This window comes from Dankookia rubra (assembly GCF_004355005.1).
Taxonomy (GTDB): domain Bacteria; phylum Pseudomonadota; class Alphaproteobacteria; order Acetobacterales; family Acetobacteraceae; genus Paracraurococcus; species Paracraurococcus ruber_A.
The window spans coordinates 13,044-29,383 of the sequence record NZ_SMSJ01000044.1 but is presented as its reverse complement, the minus strand read 5'-3'; the positions used below and the strand labels follow the sequence as shown (position 1 = coordinate 29,383).

The window sequence follows — 16,340 nt, the reverse complement described above, 5'->3', positions numbered from 1 at the left end:
CGCAGCCGCGACGGCCCGGCCTCAGTGGATCAGCATGCCGCCGTTGACGTCGATGACCGCGCCGGTCACGTAGGCGGACAGGTCGGAGGCGAGGAACAGGTATATCCGCGCCACATCGATCGCATCGCCCAGGCGGTTCAGCGGGATGCCCTTCAAGATCTCGGTCTTCATCTCCGGCGTCAGCTTGCCGCCGGTGATGTCGGTCTGGATCAGGCCCGGGGTCACGCTGTTCACGCGGATGCCGTCCGGCCCCAGTTCACGCGCCATCGCCTTGGCGAGGCCCAGCACGCCGGCCTTGGCTGCGGAGTAGTGCGGGCCGCCGAAGATGCCGCCGCCGCGCTGGGCGGATACGGAGGACATGCAGGCGATGGAGCCCTGCTTGCGCGCCCGCATATGCGGGATGAAGGCTTGGCTGAGGTAAAGCACGCCGGTCATGTTGACGTCGACGACGCGCTGCCAGTCCTCAGGCGTGATCTCCATGGTCTTCACCGGCTGCGAGATGCCGGCGTTGTTGATCAGGATGTCAATCTTGCCGAAGGCACCGATCGCCTGCTCGGCCGCCTGGCGGCAGCTGGCCAGGTCGGCGACGTTGCAGCCGATGCCGATATGCCCCTCGCCGAGTTCGGCGGCGGCCTGCGCGGCGCCTGCGGCATCGAGGTCGAGGATGGCGACGCGGGCGCCGTGCTCCGCGAAGAGCCTCGCGGTGGCGCGGCCGATTCCCCGCGCGCTGGCTGCCCCGGAAATGACGGCGGTCTTGTCGGTGAGCAGCATGCAACCTCCTCCTGGCTTTTCTGACCGGAGGTTTGCCAAGCCGGAACCCTCACCCACAAGCGAGAAATCTGCGTCCTTTGGTGAGTTCAGCTCACCAATAAGGGGCGGCCTTTCGGGACGTGCTCACGCGCTGCCGCCTCAAGCTCGTCGAGATTGATGTCGAGGCCGAGCTCGCGGGTCAGCCAGCCCAGGAACAGCACCATGGATCGCGCATAGCGCTTCGTGCGAGGGAAGACGAGCCAGTGGCCGGTATAGACCACGTCCTCGCAGATGCCGTCCAAGGGACGCACCAGGCGGCCGGAGGCGAGTTCCCGTTGCGCGAGCATCGTGGATTCCAGGGCAACGCCGAGCCCGTCGGCCGCGGCGCTCAGCGAGATGAAGCTGCGGTCGAAGCGCGGGCCGCGCGGGGCCGGCGCGGCGAGGTGGTTGGCGGAAAACCATGCTGGCCAACGGACGCGCTTGTTGTCGCTCTCGATCAGGGTCTGGGCGTAGAGGTCGCGGGCGGTGCGGATTGCCGGGGCGAGCGAGGGCGCGCAGAGCGGCGTTATCACCTCCGTCCCCAGCGGCAGCACGATGACCCCCTGATGGCCGGAGCCGCCGTAGTATTCGGGCGGTGGTGCGCCGTAGACGATGTCGGCATCGAATTCGTCCGCAAGGAAACGCGTGTAGTCCGTGCCGGCGGCGATGCGCAGCTCCAGTCCGCTGCACTCCTCCAGCAGCCGGCCGAGGCGTGGCACCAGCCATTGCGCCGCAAAGCTTGGGGCACAGTGCAGCTTGAGGAGCTGTGGCCGCCGCGTGGCGACGCTGCCAACGCCGAGCTGGAGTTCACCGAAGCCGCGCTCGACATGGTGCATGAGCGTCTCGCCTTCTGGCGTCAGCCGGATCGACCGGCCCTCGCGCTCGAACAACATGGTGCCGAGATCGCGCTCGAGCCCGCGGATCGCGTGGCTCACGGCACTCGGCGTCAGGCCCAGGTCGTCCGCCGCGGAGCGGAAGGAGCCGGTGCGGGTGGCGGCCTCGAAGGCGCCGAGGGCGGTCAGGGGCAGGTGTTGCGGCATGCGCGAATCATGAAGCCAACTCGTCGATGGACGCAATATTCTCGCTTGTCGGTGTGACAGGCCGCGCGGCACACCCTTCCGGGACGGGAGAGAACGACCATGGCCCTGATCAGCAACGTCGAACCACATCGGATGGCCGACGCCATCCGCTTCCTCGCCATGGACGCCTGTGAACGCGTCGGCGAGGGACATCCCGGTACGCCGCTCGGCGCCGCCGAGATCGCCACCGCGCTCTTCACCCGGCATCTCAAGTTCAATCCCGCGGATCCGCTCTGGTTCGACCGCGACCGCTTCGTCCTCTCGGCCGGGCATGGCTCAATGCTGCTCTATGCCTTGCTGCACCTGAGCGGCTACGCCGGGATGCCGATGGAGGCGCTCAGGACGTTCCGGGAGCTGGGCTCACCCTGCGAGGGCCACCCGGAATACCACCCCGAGCGGGGCATCGAGGCGACCACCGGCCCACTCGGCCAGGGCATCGCCAACGCCGCCGGCATGGCGGTCGCCGAGGCATTCCTCGCGGAGCAACTCGGCGCCGATCTCGTCGACCATCGCAGCTATGCCATCGTCGGCGATGGCTGCCTGCAGGAAGGCGTGGCGCAGGAGGTCGCCTCGCTTGCCGGGCACCTTCGTCTCGGCAAGCTCACTTGGCTCTGGGACGACAACCAAATGACCGATGACGGCGCCATCGGCATCGCCCAGAGCGAGGATCTCCCCGCGCGCTTCCGGGCGGCGAACTGGCAGGTGTTGGAGGTGGACGGGCACGATGTGGCGGCCGTGGATGCAGCACTGTCCCTGGCGCGGCATGACGCCCGGCCGAGCTTCATCGCGTGCCGAACCGTGATCGGCCGCGGCCTTCCTGGCGTGGAGGGCACGCGGGCCGCGCATAGCGGCAAGCTGACCCGCGCACTGACCGATGCCGCCCGCCAAGCCCGCGACTGGCCGCACCCGCCCTTCACGGTACCGGAGGACGTCGCTGCGGCCTGGCGCGTCGCGGGTCGCCGCAGCTTGCCCGATTACGAGGCGTGGCAGGCGCGCGTCGCCGGCCTGCCGGGGGAGACGCGGCAGCACCTGGACCGCCTGCGGGAGGGACGGCTGCCGGACGGGTGGCAGGACGGCCTGCGCGCCTTTGCCCGCCAGGCCGCCGAGCAGGGACTGGCCCAGCATGGCTGGAAGACCTGTGGTGAGATCGTCGAGATTGCCGCCGCCGCAATCCCGGAGATGCTGGCCGGCGCCCCCGACCTTGAGGCGGCGACACAGCACAAGCGCCGGCTGTCCGCCTTCACCGCCGGGCACCGTGGTGGCCGCTACCTGCACTACGGCGTCCGCGAGCACGCCATGGGGTCGATGCTGAACGGTATGGCCGCGCATGGCGGTGTGGTGCCGAGCGGCGTGACCTACCTGGTTTTCTCCGATTACGAGCGCCCTGCCTTCCGGCTTGCGGCGATGATGGGCCTGCCGGTCCTGTTCGCCTTCACCCACGACAGCATCGGTATCGGGCGCAATGGCCCGACTCACCAGCCTGTCGAGTACTTGGCGTCGCTGCGGGCCATTCCGAACCTGCTGGTCTTCCGGCCGGCCGATGCGGTGGAGGCAGCGGAGTGCTGGGAATTGGCCATCGCGCATCGGACCGGACCCTCATGCCTGGTCTTCGCGCGCCAGTCGCAACCGATGGTACGGCGCATGGCGGAGGAGAACCTGAGTACGCGCGGCGCCTATGTCGTGGCGGAGGCGGAGGGCGGGGAGCGCGTCGCCACCATCCTGGCCACGGGTACAGAGGTCGCCCTGGCCCTCCGCGCCCGTGAGATGCTGGCGAGCGAAGGACTGCCTGTCAGCGTCGTCTCGATGCCCTGCTGGGAAATATTCGAGCAGCAGACGCGGGCCTACCGAGCGCAGGTGCTCGGCCAGGCGCCGCGTGTCGCGGTGGAGGCCGCCGTCCGGTTGGGCTGGGACCGCTGGATCGGGCCGGAGGGTAGCTTCGTCGGCATGTCGGGATTCGGCGCATCCGGCGGCGAGGACGATCTTTGGCAGCACTTCGGTATCACGGCCGAAGCTGTTGCCGCGGCAGTGCGCCAGCAGGTTGGACGGCATGGCTGACGGCCCGAGTACCCCAACCCGAGGATGCTGCGAGGTTCCTTGCCGCCATGACTCGCTCCGCTATCCGGACGACGGCGGTGGGTCATCTGGCATCGAACCGGTCGGGGATCTCCTTGTTATGTTCGGTGCCGGTGCTGCCGATTGGGCCAAGGACCCCCTGCGGACGTCCGTGCTCAGGCGTTTGCCAGTTGGGAAAAGGCGGGGCGAGGAAGGAATGCCTTTTCCAACCTTTCCTTTCCCGAACCACGTTGCAACGCTCCTGCTGGCCCTGGCGTTCGGGCCAGGCCCAAGGAGCCGACATGACCCCGAACCATCTCCTGCCCCCCTTGATGCTGATCGGCAGCAACATCGTCATGACCTGGGCCTGGTACGGCCACCTCAAGCGTCCGGGCTGGGCGATGTGGATGGCGATCCTGGTTTCCTGGGGCATCGCCTTCTTTGAATACTGCCTGGCCGTGCCGGCCAACCGGATCGGCTACGAGAGCGGCACCTATACCGGGCAGCAGCTGAAGGTCATGCAGGAGGTGATCACCCTTTCGGTCTTCGCCGGCTTCAGCGTGATGGTGCTGGGGGAGCCGTTGCGCTGGACCTACCTCGCCGCCATGGGTTGCCTGGTCGCTGCCGTGGTGTTCATCTTCCTGCCCGTCGATTGACCATCCCCTAGGCCCCACATCCCCGGGGCAACCGCGGGAGGGTGCCGGCGTGCTGATCGGCGTTCCGAAAGAAGTAAAGATCCACGAATACCGGGTCGGGCTGATCCCCGCCTCGGTGCGCGAGCTGGTGACGCAGGGCCACCAGGTGCTGGTCGAGACCGGCGCCGGCGCCGGCATCGGCTTTCCCGACGAGGCCTATCTCGCCGCCGGCGCCACCATCGCCCCCGGCGCCGCGGCGGTCTTCGAGCGCGCCACGCTGGTGGTGAAGGTGAAGGAGCCGCAGCCCGAGGAATGGCGCCGCCTGCGGCCCGGGCAGGTGCTCTTCACCTATCTCCACCTCGCCCCCGACCCGGCCCAGGCGGAGGGGCTGATGGAAAGCGGCTGCACCGCTTTGGCCTATGAGACCGTCACCGACCCGCAGGGCGGCCTGCCGCTGCTGGCGCCGATGAGCGAGGTGGCCGGCCGCATGGCGGTGCAGGTCGGCGCCCGCTGCCTCGAGAAGGAGGCGGGCGGCGCCGGCATCCTGCTCTCGGGCGTCCCCGGCGTGCCGCCGGCCCGCGTGGCGGTGTTGGGCGGCGGCGTGGTGGGGTCGAACGCGGCGCGGATCGCCGCCGGGATGCGGGCGCGGGTGACGGTGCTGGACCGCAATCCCCGCGTGCTGGACGCGCTGGACCGCGAGTTCGGCGGCGCCGTCGCCACGCTCTACGCCACCACCGACGCGGTCGAGCAGGCGGTGACCGAGGCCGACCTGGTGATCGGCGCCGTCCTCGTTCCCGGCGCCGCGGCGCCGCGCCTGGTCAGCCGCGCCATGGTCGGCCGGATGCGGCCGGGCAGCGTGCTGGTCGACGTCGCCATCGACCAGGGCGGCTGCTTCGAGACCTCCCGCCCCACCACCCATGCCGAGCCGACCTACCTGGTGGACGGCGTGGTCCACTACTGCGTCACCAACATGCCCGGCGCCGTGGCCCGCACCAGCGCCGTCGCGCTGAACAACGCGACGCTGCCCTTCACCCTGCAACTCGCCGGGAAGGGCTTCCCCCGCGCCCTGGCTGAGAACCCGCACCTCGCGCAGGGGCTGAACGTGCATGCCGGGCGGATCGTCCACCCCGCCGTCGCAGCGGCGTTGGGGCGGGAGGCGCTGCCGCTGGCGGAGGTGACCGCCGGCTGAGCCCGCCGCGGTTTCATTCACCGGCCGAATGGCGGTCATGCGGGAGGGGCGGCTTGGTGCAACCCGGGGGCCGCCCCAACTCTTGCTGCAACGCACAATCGCACCCCCGTGCGAATGCACAACGCGAGAGCCTCTTCCCCATGCCGCACGAGACCACCGCCACCGACCTGTTCCAGCCCGCCCGGCTCGGCCCGCTGGATCTGCCCAACCGCATTGTCATGGCGCCGCTGACCCGCAGCCGCACCGGCAGCCGCGGCATCCCCGGCCCGATGAATGCCGAATACTACGCCCAGCGCGCCTCGGCCGGCCTGATCATCGCCGAGGCCACGCAGATCTCCCGCCAGGGCCAGGGCTATGCCTTCACCCCCGGCATCCACGATGCCGAACAGGTCGAGGGCTGGAAGCAGGTGACCAACGCCGTCCACCGCGCCGGCGGGCGGATCGTGCTGCAGCTCTGGCACGTCGGCCGCATCTCCCACCCCAGCCTGCAGCCGGGCGGCGGCCTGCCGGTCGCGCCCTCGGCCATCAAGCCGGAGGGCAAGGCCTTCACCGAAGCCGGCTTCCAGGACTTCGTGACGCCCCGCGCGCTGGAAACGGCGGAGATCGCCGGGATCGTCGAGGACTACCGCCGCGCGACCGAGAATGCCCGCGCCGCCGGCTTCGACGGCGTCGAGATCCACGCCGCCAATGGCTACCTGATCGACCAGTTCCTGCGGGACAAGACCAACCGCCGCACCGACCGCTACGGCGGCAGCATCGATAACCGCGCGCGCTTCCTGCTGGAGGTGACCGAGGCGGTGGTCGCGGCCTGGAGCGCCGACCGCGTCGGCATCCGCATCTCCCCGGTCTCGCCCGCCAACGACATCGCCGACAGCGACCCGCAGGCGGTCTTTGACCACGTCGTGCGGCAGCTCAACCCCTTCGGCCTGGCCTACCTGCACGTGGTCGAGGGCGCGACCGGCGGCCCGCGCGACGCCGTCGCCTTCGACTTCCAGGCGCTGCGCCAGGCCTTCTCCGGCGCCTACATGGCCAACAACGGCTACGACCTGGCCCTGGCGCAGGAGACGCTGCATGCCGGCCGCGCCGACCTGATCGCCTTCGGCCGCCCCTTCATCGCCAACCCGGACCTGGTGGAGCGGCTGCGCCACAAGGCGCCGCTGAACGCGCTGGACAAGGACACGCTCTATGGCGGCGATGCCAGGGGGTATACCGACTATCCCGCGCTGGCGCGGCAGGCCGCGTAAGCAAGCGGCGGGGGGAAGTATCCCCCCGCACCCCCTTCTATTTTTGGGACTCTGCAACCGACGCGGGATGCTTGGCGTGGTCCTTTGCGCCGCGCTTTTTTCCGTTGGCGGCGGCGCGGGAACGTGGCGCCGCCGACCTGACCCGCCGATGGTACGACCGCTTTGAAGGTCATGGCCGGCGCGACTGGCTGGCGCTGCCGATCGTCACCGTGGAGTACCAGCTTCCCGAGGACTGGTTGCCGCCGCGGGCAAGCCGGCTCGGCCGCGCCATCGGCGCACCGGTGCTGGACCTGCAGGTGTATCTCACCCGGCAGGCCGGGAGCCTGCCCGAGGCCCGCTTCCACCAATGGGGCGCCGGGCCGGTCCTGCGCACGGCCTGGAAGTTCTGATGCGGCCCGATGGCCAAGGGGACGACTGCCCCGGCGGCCTGAAGCGGGTCGCCGGCATGTCGCCCGATGGCCGAAGGGACGCTGGGCGGGGAGGTCTGGACCGGGCTGCGCTGCGTCAGCGCCTCACCAGAGCCGGGCGATACCGAAGCCGTCGAGCGTCGCGTCGGCCGAAACCAGCGTCAGCCCTTCCAGCAGCGCCTGGGCGACCAGGATGCGGTCGAAGGGGTCGCGGTGGTAGCATGGCAGGTGGCCGGCGGCCTCGGCACGCGCCATGCTGATCGGCAGCAGCCGAACATCCATCGCCGCGGCGGCGGCGGCGGCGTCCCGCGCCACCTAGCCGGCCTCCGGCAGCTTGCCGGCGGCATGCTTCAGCGCCATCTCGTAGCCCGGGGCGGCGCTGAGCAGCACCTCCTCCGCGCCCTCGATCGCCGTGACGGCGGTGCGGGTCGGCCGCCGGTTGCCGAACGCGAAGAACAGGAAGGCATGAGTGTCGAGCAGCAGCCTCACGGCGATCGCAGCGGATCGCCGGGATGGCCTTTCTCCCACTTGGTGATCTCTTCCTCGCTCCAGCCCTCCAGCGCTTCCTCGCCGACCGAGCCCAGATGGGCCAAGCAGCCGAAGCTCCGGCGCTTCGCCGGCGCTGGCGGGTGCAGCGGCACCAGCTTGGCCACCGGCGTATTGCCCCGGGCGATGACGATCTCCTCCCCCGCCTCGGCCCGGGCGACCAGGGCGGAGAGATGCGTCTTCGCGGCATGGATCGTCAAGGAGTCGGGCATGGTGGAAGGCCTCCTACCGATTTAGCTAAGCTTTAGTCTACCTGTAATCAAACGCCCTTCCGCTTCGCCTCGATCGCGTCCCAGACCGCCTTTTCCAGGTGCACCCCATCGAAGCGCGCGATTTCCTGCAGCCCGGTCGGGGAGGTCACGTTGATCTCGGTGAGGTAGTCGCCGATCACGTCGATGCCGACGAAGATCATCCCCTGCTCGCGCAAGGCGGGGCCGATCCGCTCGCAGATCTCCCGCTCGCGGGGTGTGAGCGTGGTCTGCTCCGGCCTGCCGCCGACATGCATGTTGCTGCGCGCCTCGCCCTCGGCGGGGACGCGGTTGATCGCGCCCAGCGGCACCCCGTCCACCAGGATGATGCGCTTGTCGCCCTTCCGCACCTCGGGGACGTAGCGCTGCACCATGAGCGGCTCGCGCGAGCGCTCGGTGAACATCTCGATCAGGCTGTTGAGGTTGCTGTCGCCCGGCTTGATGTGGAAGACGCCGGCGCCGCCATTGCCGAACAGAGGCTTGACGATGATGTCCTTGTGCGTCTCCCGGAACTTCAGGATCTGGCCACGGTCGGCGGTGACCAGCGTCTCCGGCATCAGGTCGGGGAAATGGGTGACGAAGATCTTTTCCGGGGCATTCCGCACCGCCGCCGGATCGTTCACCACCAGGGTCTTCGGGTGGATGTGCTCGAGGATATGGGTGGCCGTGATGTAGGCCATGTCGAAGGGCGGGTCCTGGCGCATCAGGACGACATCCATGGTGGATAGGTCGATCTCTTCCTTCGGACCGAAGGTCCAATGCGCGCCGTGCTTCCGCTCGACCGTCACCGGCTCGCCCTGCGCGGTCACCCGGCCGTTCGACAGCGCCAGGTTGCGGACATGGTAGTGCCAGAGCTGGTGGCCGCGCGCCTGCGCCTCCAGCATCAGGGCAAAGGTGCTGTCGGCATCGATGTTGATGCTCTCGATCGGGTCCATCTGGACCGCGACGCGCAAGGCTGCCATCGGGCTGTCTCTCCCCCTGGGTCGGGCTTCTCGGCCGGCTTGTTGGCATCCCCGGCGGCCGGACGCCAGAGGGGCTTACCGGGGAGGGGTCAGTTCAGCCGGTGACGCAGCTCCTCGACCACCGCCCGGATGCGTCGGGCCGTCTCACCATCCGGCTCGATCGCCAGCGACCGGTCGAGGCAGCCGAGCGCGGCGCCGATCCGGTCCAGCCGCTGGTTCATCAGCCCGGCCTCCCGCCACAGCAGGGCGGCGTCGGGCGCCAGCCGCAGCATGTCCTCGGTGCAGGCCAGCGCGCCGGGGAGGTCGCCGGCCCTGAGCCGGCGCAGCTTGATATTGTTCTGCAACCGCAGCAGCACCGCCCGCTTGTCCATCAGCCGCAGCAGGCCGGGGCGGAGCTCGGCCTTCTCGCCTTCGATCCGCTTGATCAGGGCGCGCAGATCGGGGGCGGCCAGCCCGCCGCCACCGGCGAAGACATCGACCAGCGCCTGCGCCCGGCCGCCCTCGACCGCCACCAGGAAATGCCCGGGGAAGTCGATGCCATGCGCCGCCCAGCCGGCCGCCTCGGCCGCATGCAGCCAGAGCACGCCAAGTGCGACGGGCAGGCCGCGCCGGCGCTCGGTCACCTGGATCAGGTTGGCATTGGCCGGGTCGTCATAGTGTTCCGTGTCGCCGGCGAAGCGGAATCGGCCATGGATGACACTGGCCAGCACCTCCCGCCGCCGCTCGGCATCGCCGGCATCGGCATCCGCGTGCAGGGTGGCCGCGGCGACCGCGGCCTGGGCGAGCTCGGACAACGCCTCGGCGGCGGCGCGCCAGTCGGCGTCGGGGGCATCGATGCGGGCGAATTGCAGCGCGACGGACGCGAGGTCGATCTCGGCATCCGGTAGCTGGCCGGCGGCGTCGAGGGCGGCGCGCGCCTCGTCCTGGGGAGTGGAGGCCATACCAGGAGTCTCGCCCCTCTGCCGCCCGGCTTCAAGGGGCGCAGTGCTCCTGGGGTGGGGGACGGGCCGGCGGGTTGGAATCGACCGGACTTCCGAAGGATGGAGGCTCAAGGCGAGACACCGGGCCCACAGCGCTGCGTTCAAACGGCAGGTCGCCCAGGAAATCTCGGGCGACGAAACCCTGCACGGGCTGGCCAAGCGCCACGACATCCAGCGGAACCTGATCCGGATTTAGGTGGCGAAGTCGGAGGCCGGCGCCTTTGACGAGGCTGCCCGGGCGGCCGACCTCATCCAGGCCTATGAGGCTGGACCGCTGCCCTCGAGCGACTGGTCGGCAGGCAGGGTTTGGAGCTCGCGCTTCCAAAGCAGGCAGTGCGCTCCGAGGCGTCGCTGAAAAGCGGGTCTGTAGCCGCGATCACCGGCCCGGCGGCATCCCGGTCGCGCGGGGATGCCGCCTGATGTGGATCGCACGATCGACCTGCTATGACGCGCCGCGGACCAAAGTCGACGACACTGCCCTGGTCGAAGCCATGGCTGCGATCTGCGGCAAGCGAGGCCCACGCCTCGGGGTGTCCACGAAGCCGGGTCAACTCCAGTTCCGAAGCTGCTGATGCGGCAGCAGTGTCGGAAAGGCAGTGTGGCGGTGCTGGGTGCAGTTGGGGTTGCAGACCGGCACGGGCGCTTCGGTTGTGCCATGCAGCACAGCTGCCCTTGGCACAATCCACCATCTTGCCTCCCGTTAGGAGGAAGAGATGACGATGACAAAGCCCGCTCTGAAGCACTCTCTGACGAACGGCGCTCTCGCCATGATGCTCGTGCTCGGCAATCTCTTCTTCGCCGCCTGCGTGACTGGCTATTGGGGGCCAGTGGCCCAAACAGATTGGTCCCGTCATGCCGGCGAGCCTGTCAGGATCGTCCTGGCAGCTGACTGACGCACTGAACCGCGCCGGGTTTGCCAGGGACCGTTTGGGGTGAGTTACACCGCCGGGGCGAGTCCCTCCTGCGCGGCAGAGGAGCGATCCTCGACCTCAGCGGGGGCCGACCGGCTCAGCGAGGCGACGGTTGTTGAACCAGTCCATCCATCCGAGAGTGGCGAACTCGACGGCTTCCACATGTTGCCATGGTCCGCGGCAGCGGATGACCTCGGTCTTGGGCAGGCCGATGACGCTCTCGGCCAAGCGCTCCGCGTAGAGGATCGAAACGTATCGGACCCCGCGATCGTTGCGGTACACGAGACCCGCTCCATGGAAAGGCCACCGGTCGTGCAGCGCCTGCTCAAGAGCATCGAGGACGAACCCGGCATGGGCGGTCCGCGACACCCGCCAGCGGACGATCCTTCGCCCGTAAGTGCCGATGGAAAAGGCGAGGTGGACGAAGCTCTGCCAGCTGGCGACGCGGGGGAAGTCGGAAAGCCGCAGCAGATTCGGCCGCGGCGCGAGGAACTGCCGGTTCAACCGGTCGCCTGCGCTGCCGCCAGACCTTCCGCACGCCGTGGGCGAGCCTTCCGCCTCGCCATCCGCAGACCTCCCGCCAAAGTCGCCAAGCTACGTCGCCGCAAGGCCACGCTACGCGGGAATGTCGGCACGAAAAAAGACCGACGATCGACAACTGCAGCGTTCAGTTTCACGCTCAAGCATTTTCTCCCGCCAAAACCGTTACGAGTCCCGATACCGGGTCATCCGCCGCAGCAGCTTCGAAAGGTGCTCGGCGACCTAGGGCTCGTGGAGTAATTCGAAGCCGTGCGGACCTTCCTCGGCCAGCACGTGGCTGTGGCCGGAAGTCAGCACCACGGGAAGATTGCGGTAGCGTTGCCGGATCGCGGCCGAGCTCGATACAGCTTACGCCTGGTATGACCACGTCGGAGAACAACGCGTCAAAGCGATCCACCTCGGCGATGGGCTTCAGCACCTTGTCTGCATTCGCCGACCAAGTGGTCTCGTCGCCCAGATCCTGCAGGAATTGTGTCGAGAACCAGGCTACCTCTACGTTGTCCTCCACCGCGAGAACCCGGCGTCCGCTGCCTGCTCAGCGGGCCCAGCGCCATGCTGTACGGCAGCACTATCGTCCGCGCCCGCAGATTCAATCCATGGGAGGTGGAGCCTTGCTCCACCTCGACGTCGCCCCCCCGACTGCTTGGCGAAGCCGAACACCTGACTGAGGCTCAGGCCCGTGCCCTTGCCAGCTTCCTTTGTGGTGTAGAACGGCTCGAAGATCTGCGTGAGCTTGTCGGCCCGGATGCCCTCGCCCGTGTTGGACAGCGAGAGGGCGACGAACCTGCCCGGGCTGCCGCCATGGCCAGAAGCGGAGGCATGGCCGACAAGCCCTCAACCCTGATCGTCAGCATCCATAGCGTCGCGTACGTTCAGTCGATGGGCAGGTTGCGATCACCAAGTGCGACCCCGATCCTGCAGAAACCCTGTTCGATGCCGTTGAACAGAGCGGGTTAGCGCTCTTCCGCATCACGCAGACTGGCTTGGGCGTCCACCCGTTCGGCGACGTCGTGGCCCTCGACAAAAATGCCTACGACTGCCGCCCTGGCAGAGAGCGCTCGACGCAGCGCCCTGCGTTACCCGGGTCGAGTTGACTGTTCCGGCGTTGCCAAGGCCGGGGCGCCTGACCTGCAAGCAGCAAGCGGCTTGATTGAGCGGCCCTTGGTGTCAGGGCTCCGAATCGGCTTCACAACATCTGTGATTCGAAGCGTAGGTTCGAACGATTTGTGCAATCCTCCGTTGGCGTGCCACCGCCAGCCCGCCTGGTCGGCGCGCCAGATGCGATTGAAGAGCAACCGAGGAGGGAAGATGGACGTCCCAGTCAGACTTGCCGGTCGCTCCGATTGCGCCACGGCATCGGCGCCGCCCTGCACGCTGGTCGTTTTCGGTGCAGGCGGTGACCTGACGAAGCGCCTGTTGATGCCGGCACTCTACAACCTTGCGGGCAGCGGCCTGCTCAGCGAGGAACTCATCATCCTGGGGCTCGACCGCCTCGATCATACCGATGGGAGCTGGGCAGCCGCACTCACCGAAACCATGGAGTCCTTCACCCATGACGCAACGGCGGAGTTCCACGCAGCGCAGATAGACCCGCGGGCCTGGAATTGGGTGCGGTCGCGGCTCCGCTACCTCAAGGTCGATTTCCAGGACTCCGCGGCCTACGCGACCTTCGGCAGCCGGCTTCGTGGCAATGTCGTCTTCTACCTCGCAGTGGCGGCGCGCTTCTTCGGCCCGATCGTCACGCAGCTCGGCGCGGCCGGCTTGCTCAAGGAGCAAGCTGGCGCGTTCCGGCGGGTCGTGATCGAGAAGCCCTTCGGCAGCGACCTGCCTTCGGCCCAGGCGCTCAACCGCGAGATCCTCGCCGCAGCCGACGAGCACCAGGTCTACCGGATCGACCATTTCCTCGGCAAGGAAACGGTGCAGTCGATCCTAGCGATCCGATTCGCCAACAGCATCTTCGAGCCGATCTGGAACCACGCACATATCGACCACGTCCAGATCACCGCGGCCGAGACGGTCGGCGTCGAGCAGCGCGGCGCCTTCTACGAGCCGACCGGCGCGCTGCGCGACATGGTGCCGAACCACATGTTCCAGCTGCTCTGCATGGCGGCGATGGAGCTGCCGGAAACCCTGCAGGCGGAGGCCGTGCGCAGCGCGAAAGCGAGGCTTGCCGAAGCGGTACTGCCCATTCAACCGGAGGATGCCGTCCGCGGCCAGTACACCGCCGGCCGCGTGCTCGGGCAGGACGTCCGAGCCTACCGTGAGGAGCCGCGTGTCGCACCGGACAGCCGAACGGAGACCTACGTCGCGCTCCGGCTGGCCGTCGATACGCCGCGCTGGGCCGGCGTGCCTTTCTACCTGCGCACCGGCAAGTACCTCGCGACGCGACATACCGAGATCGCGGTGCAATTCAAGCCTTCGCCGCACCACCTGTTCGCAGGCGCGGCAGGGTCCAACCTCATGCGCCTGCAGATCGATCCAGAGCAGGGCGCGGAATTGCGCTTCGACGTCAAGGTGCCGGGGCCGGAAATGCGGCTTGGCTGCGCGACAATGGCGTTCCGTTATGGCGACATCTTTCCGCAACGGCCCTATGTAGGCTATGAGACGCTGCTCTACGACTGCATGGTCGGTGACGCCACGTTGTTCCAGCGCGCCGACAACATTGAGGCGGGCTGGGCGGCGGTGCAACCGCTGCTGGATGCTTGGCGGTCGGGTGAGCCGGAGTTCTACGCGGCCGGCAGCACCGGGCCGGCCGGCGCGGACGCACTCCTCGGCCGCGATGGACGATCCTGGCTGCCTCTTGCCGATGGTTGAGGCCCGGGATGCCCGGGTAGCACCGCCCCAAGGCCAGACCCGTGCGGTCCGGCGGCATCGCCCAGGGAATATCGGCGGGCACGGGTCTGACGTGCCGGCGCCGGGAGGGTGACGGAAATGTCGGACGCCGATGACGGCCCGCTGGCGATCGAGGATTACGGCCTGATCGGCGACTGCCGGTCCGCGGCGCTGGTCGGCCGCAACGGCTCGATCGACTGGCTGTGCTGGCCGCGCTTCGACAGCGCCGCCTGCTTCGCGGCGCTGCTCGGCGATGCCCGGCATGGCCGCTGGCGCATTGCGCCCGTCGACGCCGCCGCGCGAACGACGCGGCGTTATGTCGGTGACACCGTCATTCTCGAAACGCTGTTCGAGACGGCCGCCGGAAGCGCCGCGGTCATCGACTTCATGCCGGTCGGCGGCGATTGGTCCTCGGTCGTCCGCATCGTCGAAGGGCGTGAAGGGCGCGTGCCGATGCGGCTGCACCTGGTGCTGCGCTTCGACTACGGCTCATCCGTGCCCTGGGTGACGCGGCTCGACGATGGCTCCGGCATCGTCGCCGTGGCGGGGCCGAACCTCGCCGTCCTGCGCAGCCCGGTCGCGCTGCACGGCGAGGACCTTGCGACAGCGGCCGAGTTCACGGTCGGGCCCGGCGAGCGCATCCCCTTCGTCCTGGGCTACGGCCCGTCGCACCGCCCGCCGCCCGCCCCGCTGGCCGCCGAGATCGCGCTGGAGGCGACGCGGGATTTCTGGCTGCGCTGGGCCGACCGGTGCACCGACAAGGGCCCCTGGCGGGAGGCGGTCCAGCGTTCGCTGCTGACGCTGAAGGCGCTCAGCTTCTCGGAGACCGGCGGCATCGTCGCCGCGCCAACGACCTCGCTGCCGGAGCAGCTCGGCGGGCCCCGCAACTGGGACTACCGGTTCTGCTGGCTGCGCGACGCGACCCTGTCGCTCACGGCCCTCATGGGCGCCGGCTACTACGAGGAGGCCAAGGCCTGGCGCGACTGGCTGCAGCGCGCGGTGGCGGGCAGCCCCGACGACATGCAGATCATGTACGGGATCGCCGGCGAGCGGCGTCTGGCGGAATGGGAGGTGCCCTGGCTGCCGGGCTACCAGGGCGCCGCCCCGGTGCGCATCGGCAATGCCGCCTCTGGCCAGCTCCAGCTCGACGTCTGGGGCGAGATGATGGACGCGCTCCATCTCGCGCGTGCCGGGGGCATCGCCGCGCTGCCTTCGGGCTGGGCATTGCAGTGCCGGTCTCTGGAGCATCTCGGGGCGATCTGGCGCGAGCCGGACGAGGGCATCTGGGAGGTCCGCGGCGGGCGGCGCCACTTCACCCATTCCAAGGTGATGGCCTGGGTCGCCTTCGACCGCATGGTCCGCGACGCCGAGGCCTTCGGACTGGAGGCGCCGCTCGATCGCTGGCGGGCGACGCGCGACGAGATCCACGCCACCGTCTGCCGGGAGGGCTTCGACGCCCGCCTCGGCAGCTTCACGCAGAGCTTCGGCAGCCCGGAACTGGATGCGAGCCTGCTGCTGATCCCGGCGACGGGCTTCCTCCCGGCCTCGGATCCGCGCGTGCTCGGCACCATCGCCGCGGTCGAGCGCGGGCTGATGGCCGACGGCTTCGTCCTGCGCTACCGCACCGAGGCCGGCGCCGACGGGCTGCCGCCCGGCGAGGGTGCCTTCCTGCCCTGCAGCTTCTGGCTCGCCGATGCCCGCGCGGCGACGGGCCGGCTGCAGGAAGCGCGCAGCCTGTTCGAGCGGTTGCTGTCGCTCCGCAACGACCTTGGCCTGCTCAGCGAGGAATTCTACGTGCGGGCGAACCGGCAGGTCGGGAATTTCCCGCAGGCCTTCTCCCATGTCGCGCTCGTCCAAACCGCCCTGAGCCTGCACGAGGAGGCGCCCGTCCGCGACCGGATCGAGCAGTCCCGGCGCCGCGCCTGA

General features: G+C 69.1%; 15 protein-coding genes and 2 pseudogenes. 8 read left to right on the top strand and 9 right to left on the bottom strand.

What is annotated here, in order from left to right; translation table 11 throughout:
- Positions 1–21: 21 nt before the first annotated feature.
- A complete protein-coding gene (locus E2C06_RS23685; RefSeq protein WP_133291068.1) occupies positions 22–771 on the bottom strand; it encodes an SDR family NAD(P)-dependent oxidoreductase in 750 nt (249 codons plus the stop codon).
- Positions 772–857: 86 nt separating this feature from the next.
- Positions 858–1,829, bottom strand: a complete 972-nt coding sequence (locus E2C06_RS23680) for a LysR substrate-binding domain-containing protein (RefSeq protein ID WP_133291067.1) — start codon at positions 1,827–1,829, stop codon at positions 858–860.
- 99 nt (positions 1,830–1,928) lie between these two features.
- Between E2C06_RS23680 and E2C06_RS23675 the strand changes: the two genes are divergently transcribed.
- The 5 genes from E2C06_RS23675 (at position 1,929) to E2C06_RS23655 (ending at position 7,377) form a co-directional block, all read left to right on the top strand.
- A complete protein-coding gene (locus E2C06_RS23675; RefSeq protein WP_133291066.1) occupies positions 1,929–3,923 on the top strand; it encodes a transketolase family protein in 1,995 nt (664 codons plus the stop codon).
- Positions 3,924–4,222: 299 nt separating this feature from the next.
- Positions 4,223–4,576, top strand: a complete 354-nt coding sequence (locus tag E2C06_RS23670; protein ID WP_133291065.1) for a DMT family protein — start codon at positions 4,223–4,225, stop codon at positions 4,574–4,576.
- A gap of 49 nt (positions 4,577–4,625) precedes the next feature.
- Entirely contained in the window at positions 4,626–5,744 is a 1,119-nt protein-coding gene (gene ald / locus E2C06_RS23665; RefSeq protein WP_133291064.1) for an alanine dehydrogenase, read from the top strand.
- Positions 5,745–5,884: 140 nt separating this feature from the next.
- Positions 5,885–6,988, top strand: a complete 1,104-nt coding sequence (locus E2C06_RS23660) for an alkene reductase (RefSeq protein WP_133291063.1) — start codon at positions 5,885–5,887, stop codon at positions 6,986–6,988.
- Positions 6,989–7,059: 71 nt separating this feature from the next.
- On the top strand, positions 7,060–7,377 hold the full coding sequence (locus tag E2C06_RS23655; RefSeq protein ID WP_133291062.1) for a hypothetical protein: 318 nt from the start codon (positions 7,060–7,062) through the stop codon (positions 7,375–7,377).
- A gap of 123 nt (positions 7,378–7,500) precedes the next feature.
- Here E2C06_RS23655 and E2C06_RS23650 read toward each other — a convergent pair whose 3' ends face one another.
- From E2C06_RS23650 to E2C06_RS23635, 5 genes are all read right to left on the bottom strand, one after another.
- Positions 7,501–7,710: a type II toxin-antitoxin system VapC family toxin gene (locus E2C06_RS23650; RefSeq protein WP_133291061.1), complete on the bottom strand. Its 210-nt coding sequence runs from the start codon at positions 7,708–7,710 to the stop codon at positions 7,501–7,503.
- Complete coding sequence (locus E2C06_RS37840; RefSeq protein WP_165982613.1) at positions 7,711–7,884, bottom strand: type II toxin-antitoxin system VapC family toxin; 174 nt, start codon at positions 7,882–7,884, stop codon at positions 7,711–7,713.
- A complete protein-coding gene (locus tag E2C06_RS23645; protein WP_133291060.1) occupies positions 7,881–8,153 on the bottom strand; it encodes a type II toxin-antitoxin system Phd/YefM family antitoxin in 273 nt (90 codons plus the stop codon). The genes E2C06_RS37840 and E2C06_RS23645 overlap by 4 nt, the downstream gene beginning before the upstream one ends.
- Positions 8,154–8,200: 47 nt before the next feature.
- Positions 8,201–9,151 carry a glutathione synthase gene (gene gshB / locus E2C06_RS23640; protein WP_133291059.1) on the bottom strand — a complete coding sequence of 317 codons (951 nt, stop codon included), beginning with the start codon at positions 9,149–9,151 and terminating at the stop codon, positions 8,201–8,203.
- Positions 9,152–9,240: 89 nt separating this feature from the next.
- The gene (locus E2C06_RS23635) at positions 9,241–10,092 is read right to left on the bottom strand and encodes a SirB1 family protein (protein WP_133291058.1); all 852 of its coding nucleotides are present in this window, start codon (positions 10,090–10,092) and stop codon (positions 9,241–9,243) included.
- A 752-nt stretch (positions 10,093–10,844) separates the two neighbouring features.
- Here E2C06_RS23635 and E2C06_RS23625 point away from each other — a divergent pair.
- Positions 10,845–11,024, top strand: coding sequence for a hypothetical protein (locus tag E2C06_RS23625; RefSeq protein ID WP_133291057.1), 180 nt, complete (start codon positions 10,845–10,847; stop codon positions 11,022–11,024).
- A 44-nt stretch (positions 11,025–11,068) separates the two neighbouring features.
- Here E2C06_RS23625 and E2C06_RS23620 read toward each other — a convergent pair.
- Together E2C06_RS23620 and E2C06_RS23615 are read right to left on the bottom strand one after the other, a co-directional pair.
- A pseudogene (locus E2C06_RS23620) lies at positions 11,069–11,552 on the bottom strand (IS3 family transposase); the annotation flags it as partial.
- A 522-nt stretch (positions 11,553–12,074) separates the two neighbouring features.
- A pseudogene (locus E2C06_RS23615) lies at positions 12,075–12,353 on the bottom strand (ATP-binding protein); the annotation flags it as partial.
- A 537-nt stretch (positions 12,354–12,890) separates the two neighbouring features.
- Here E2C06_RS23615 and zwf point away from each other — a divergent pair.
- Both zwf and E2C06_RS23605 read left to right on the top strand, forming a co-directional pair.
- Positions 12,891–14,396 carry a glucose-6-phosphate dehydrogenase gene (zwf, locus tag E2C06_RS23610; protein ID WP_133291085.1) on the top strand — a complete coding sequence of 502 codons (1,506 nt, stop codon included), beginning with the start codon at positions 12,891–12,893 and terminating at the stop codon, positions 14,394–14,396.
- A 117-nt stretch (positions 14,397–14,513) separates the two neighbouring features.
- Positions 14,514–16,340, top strand: coding sequence for a glycoside hydrolase family 15 protein (locus E2C06_RS23605; RefSeq protein WP_133291055.1), 1,827 nt, complete (start codon positions 14,514–14,516; stop codon positions 16,338–16,340).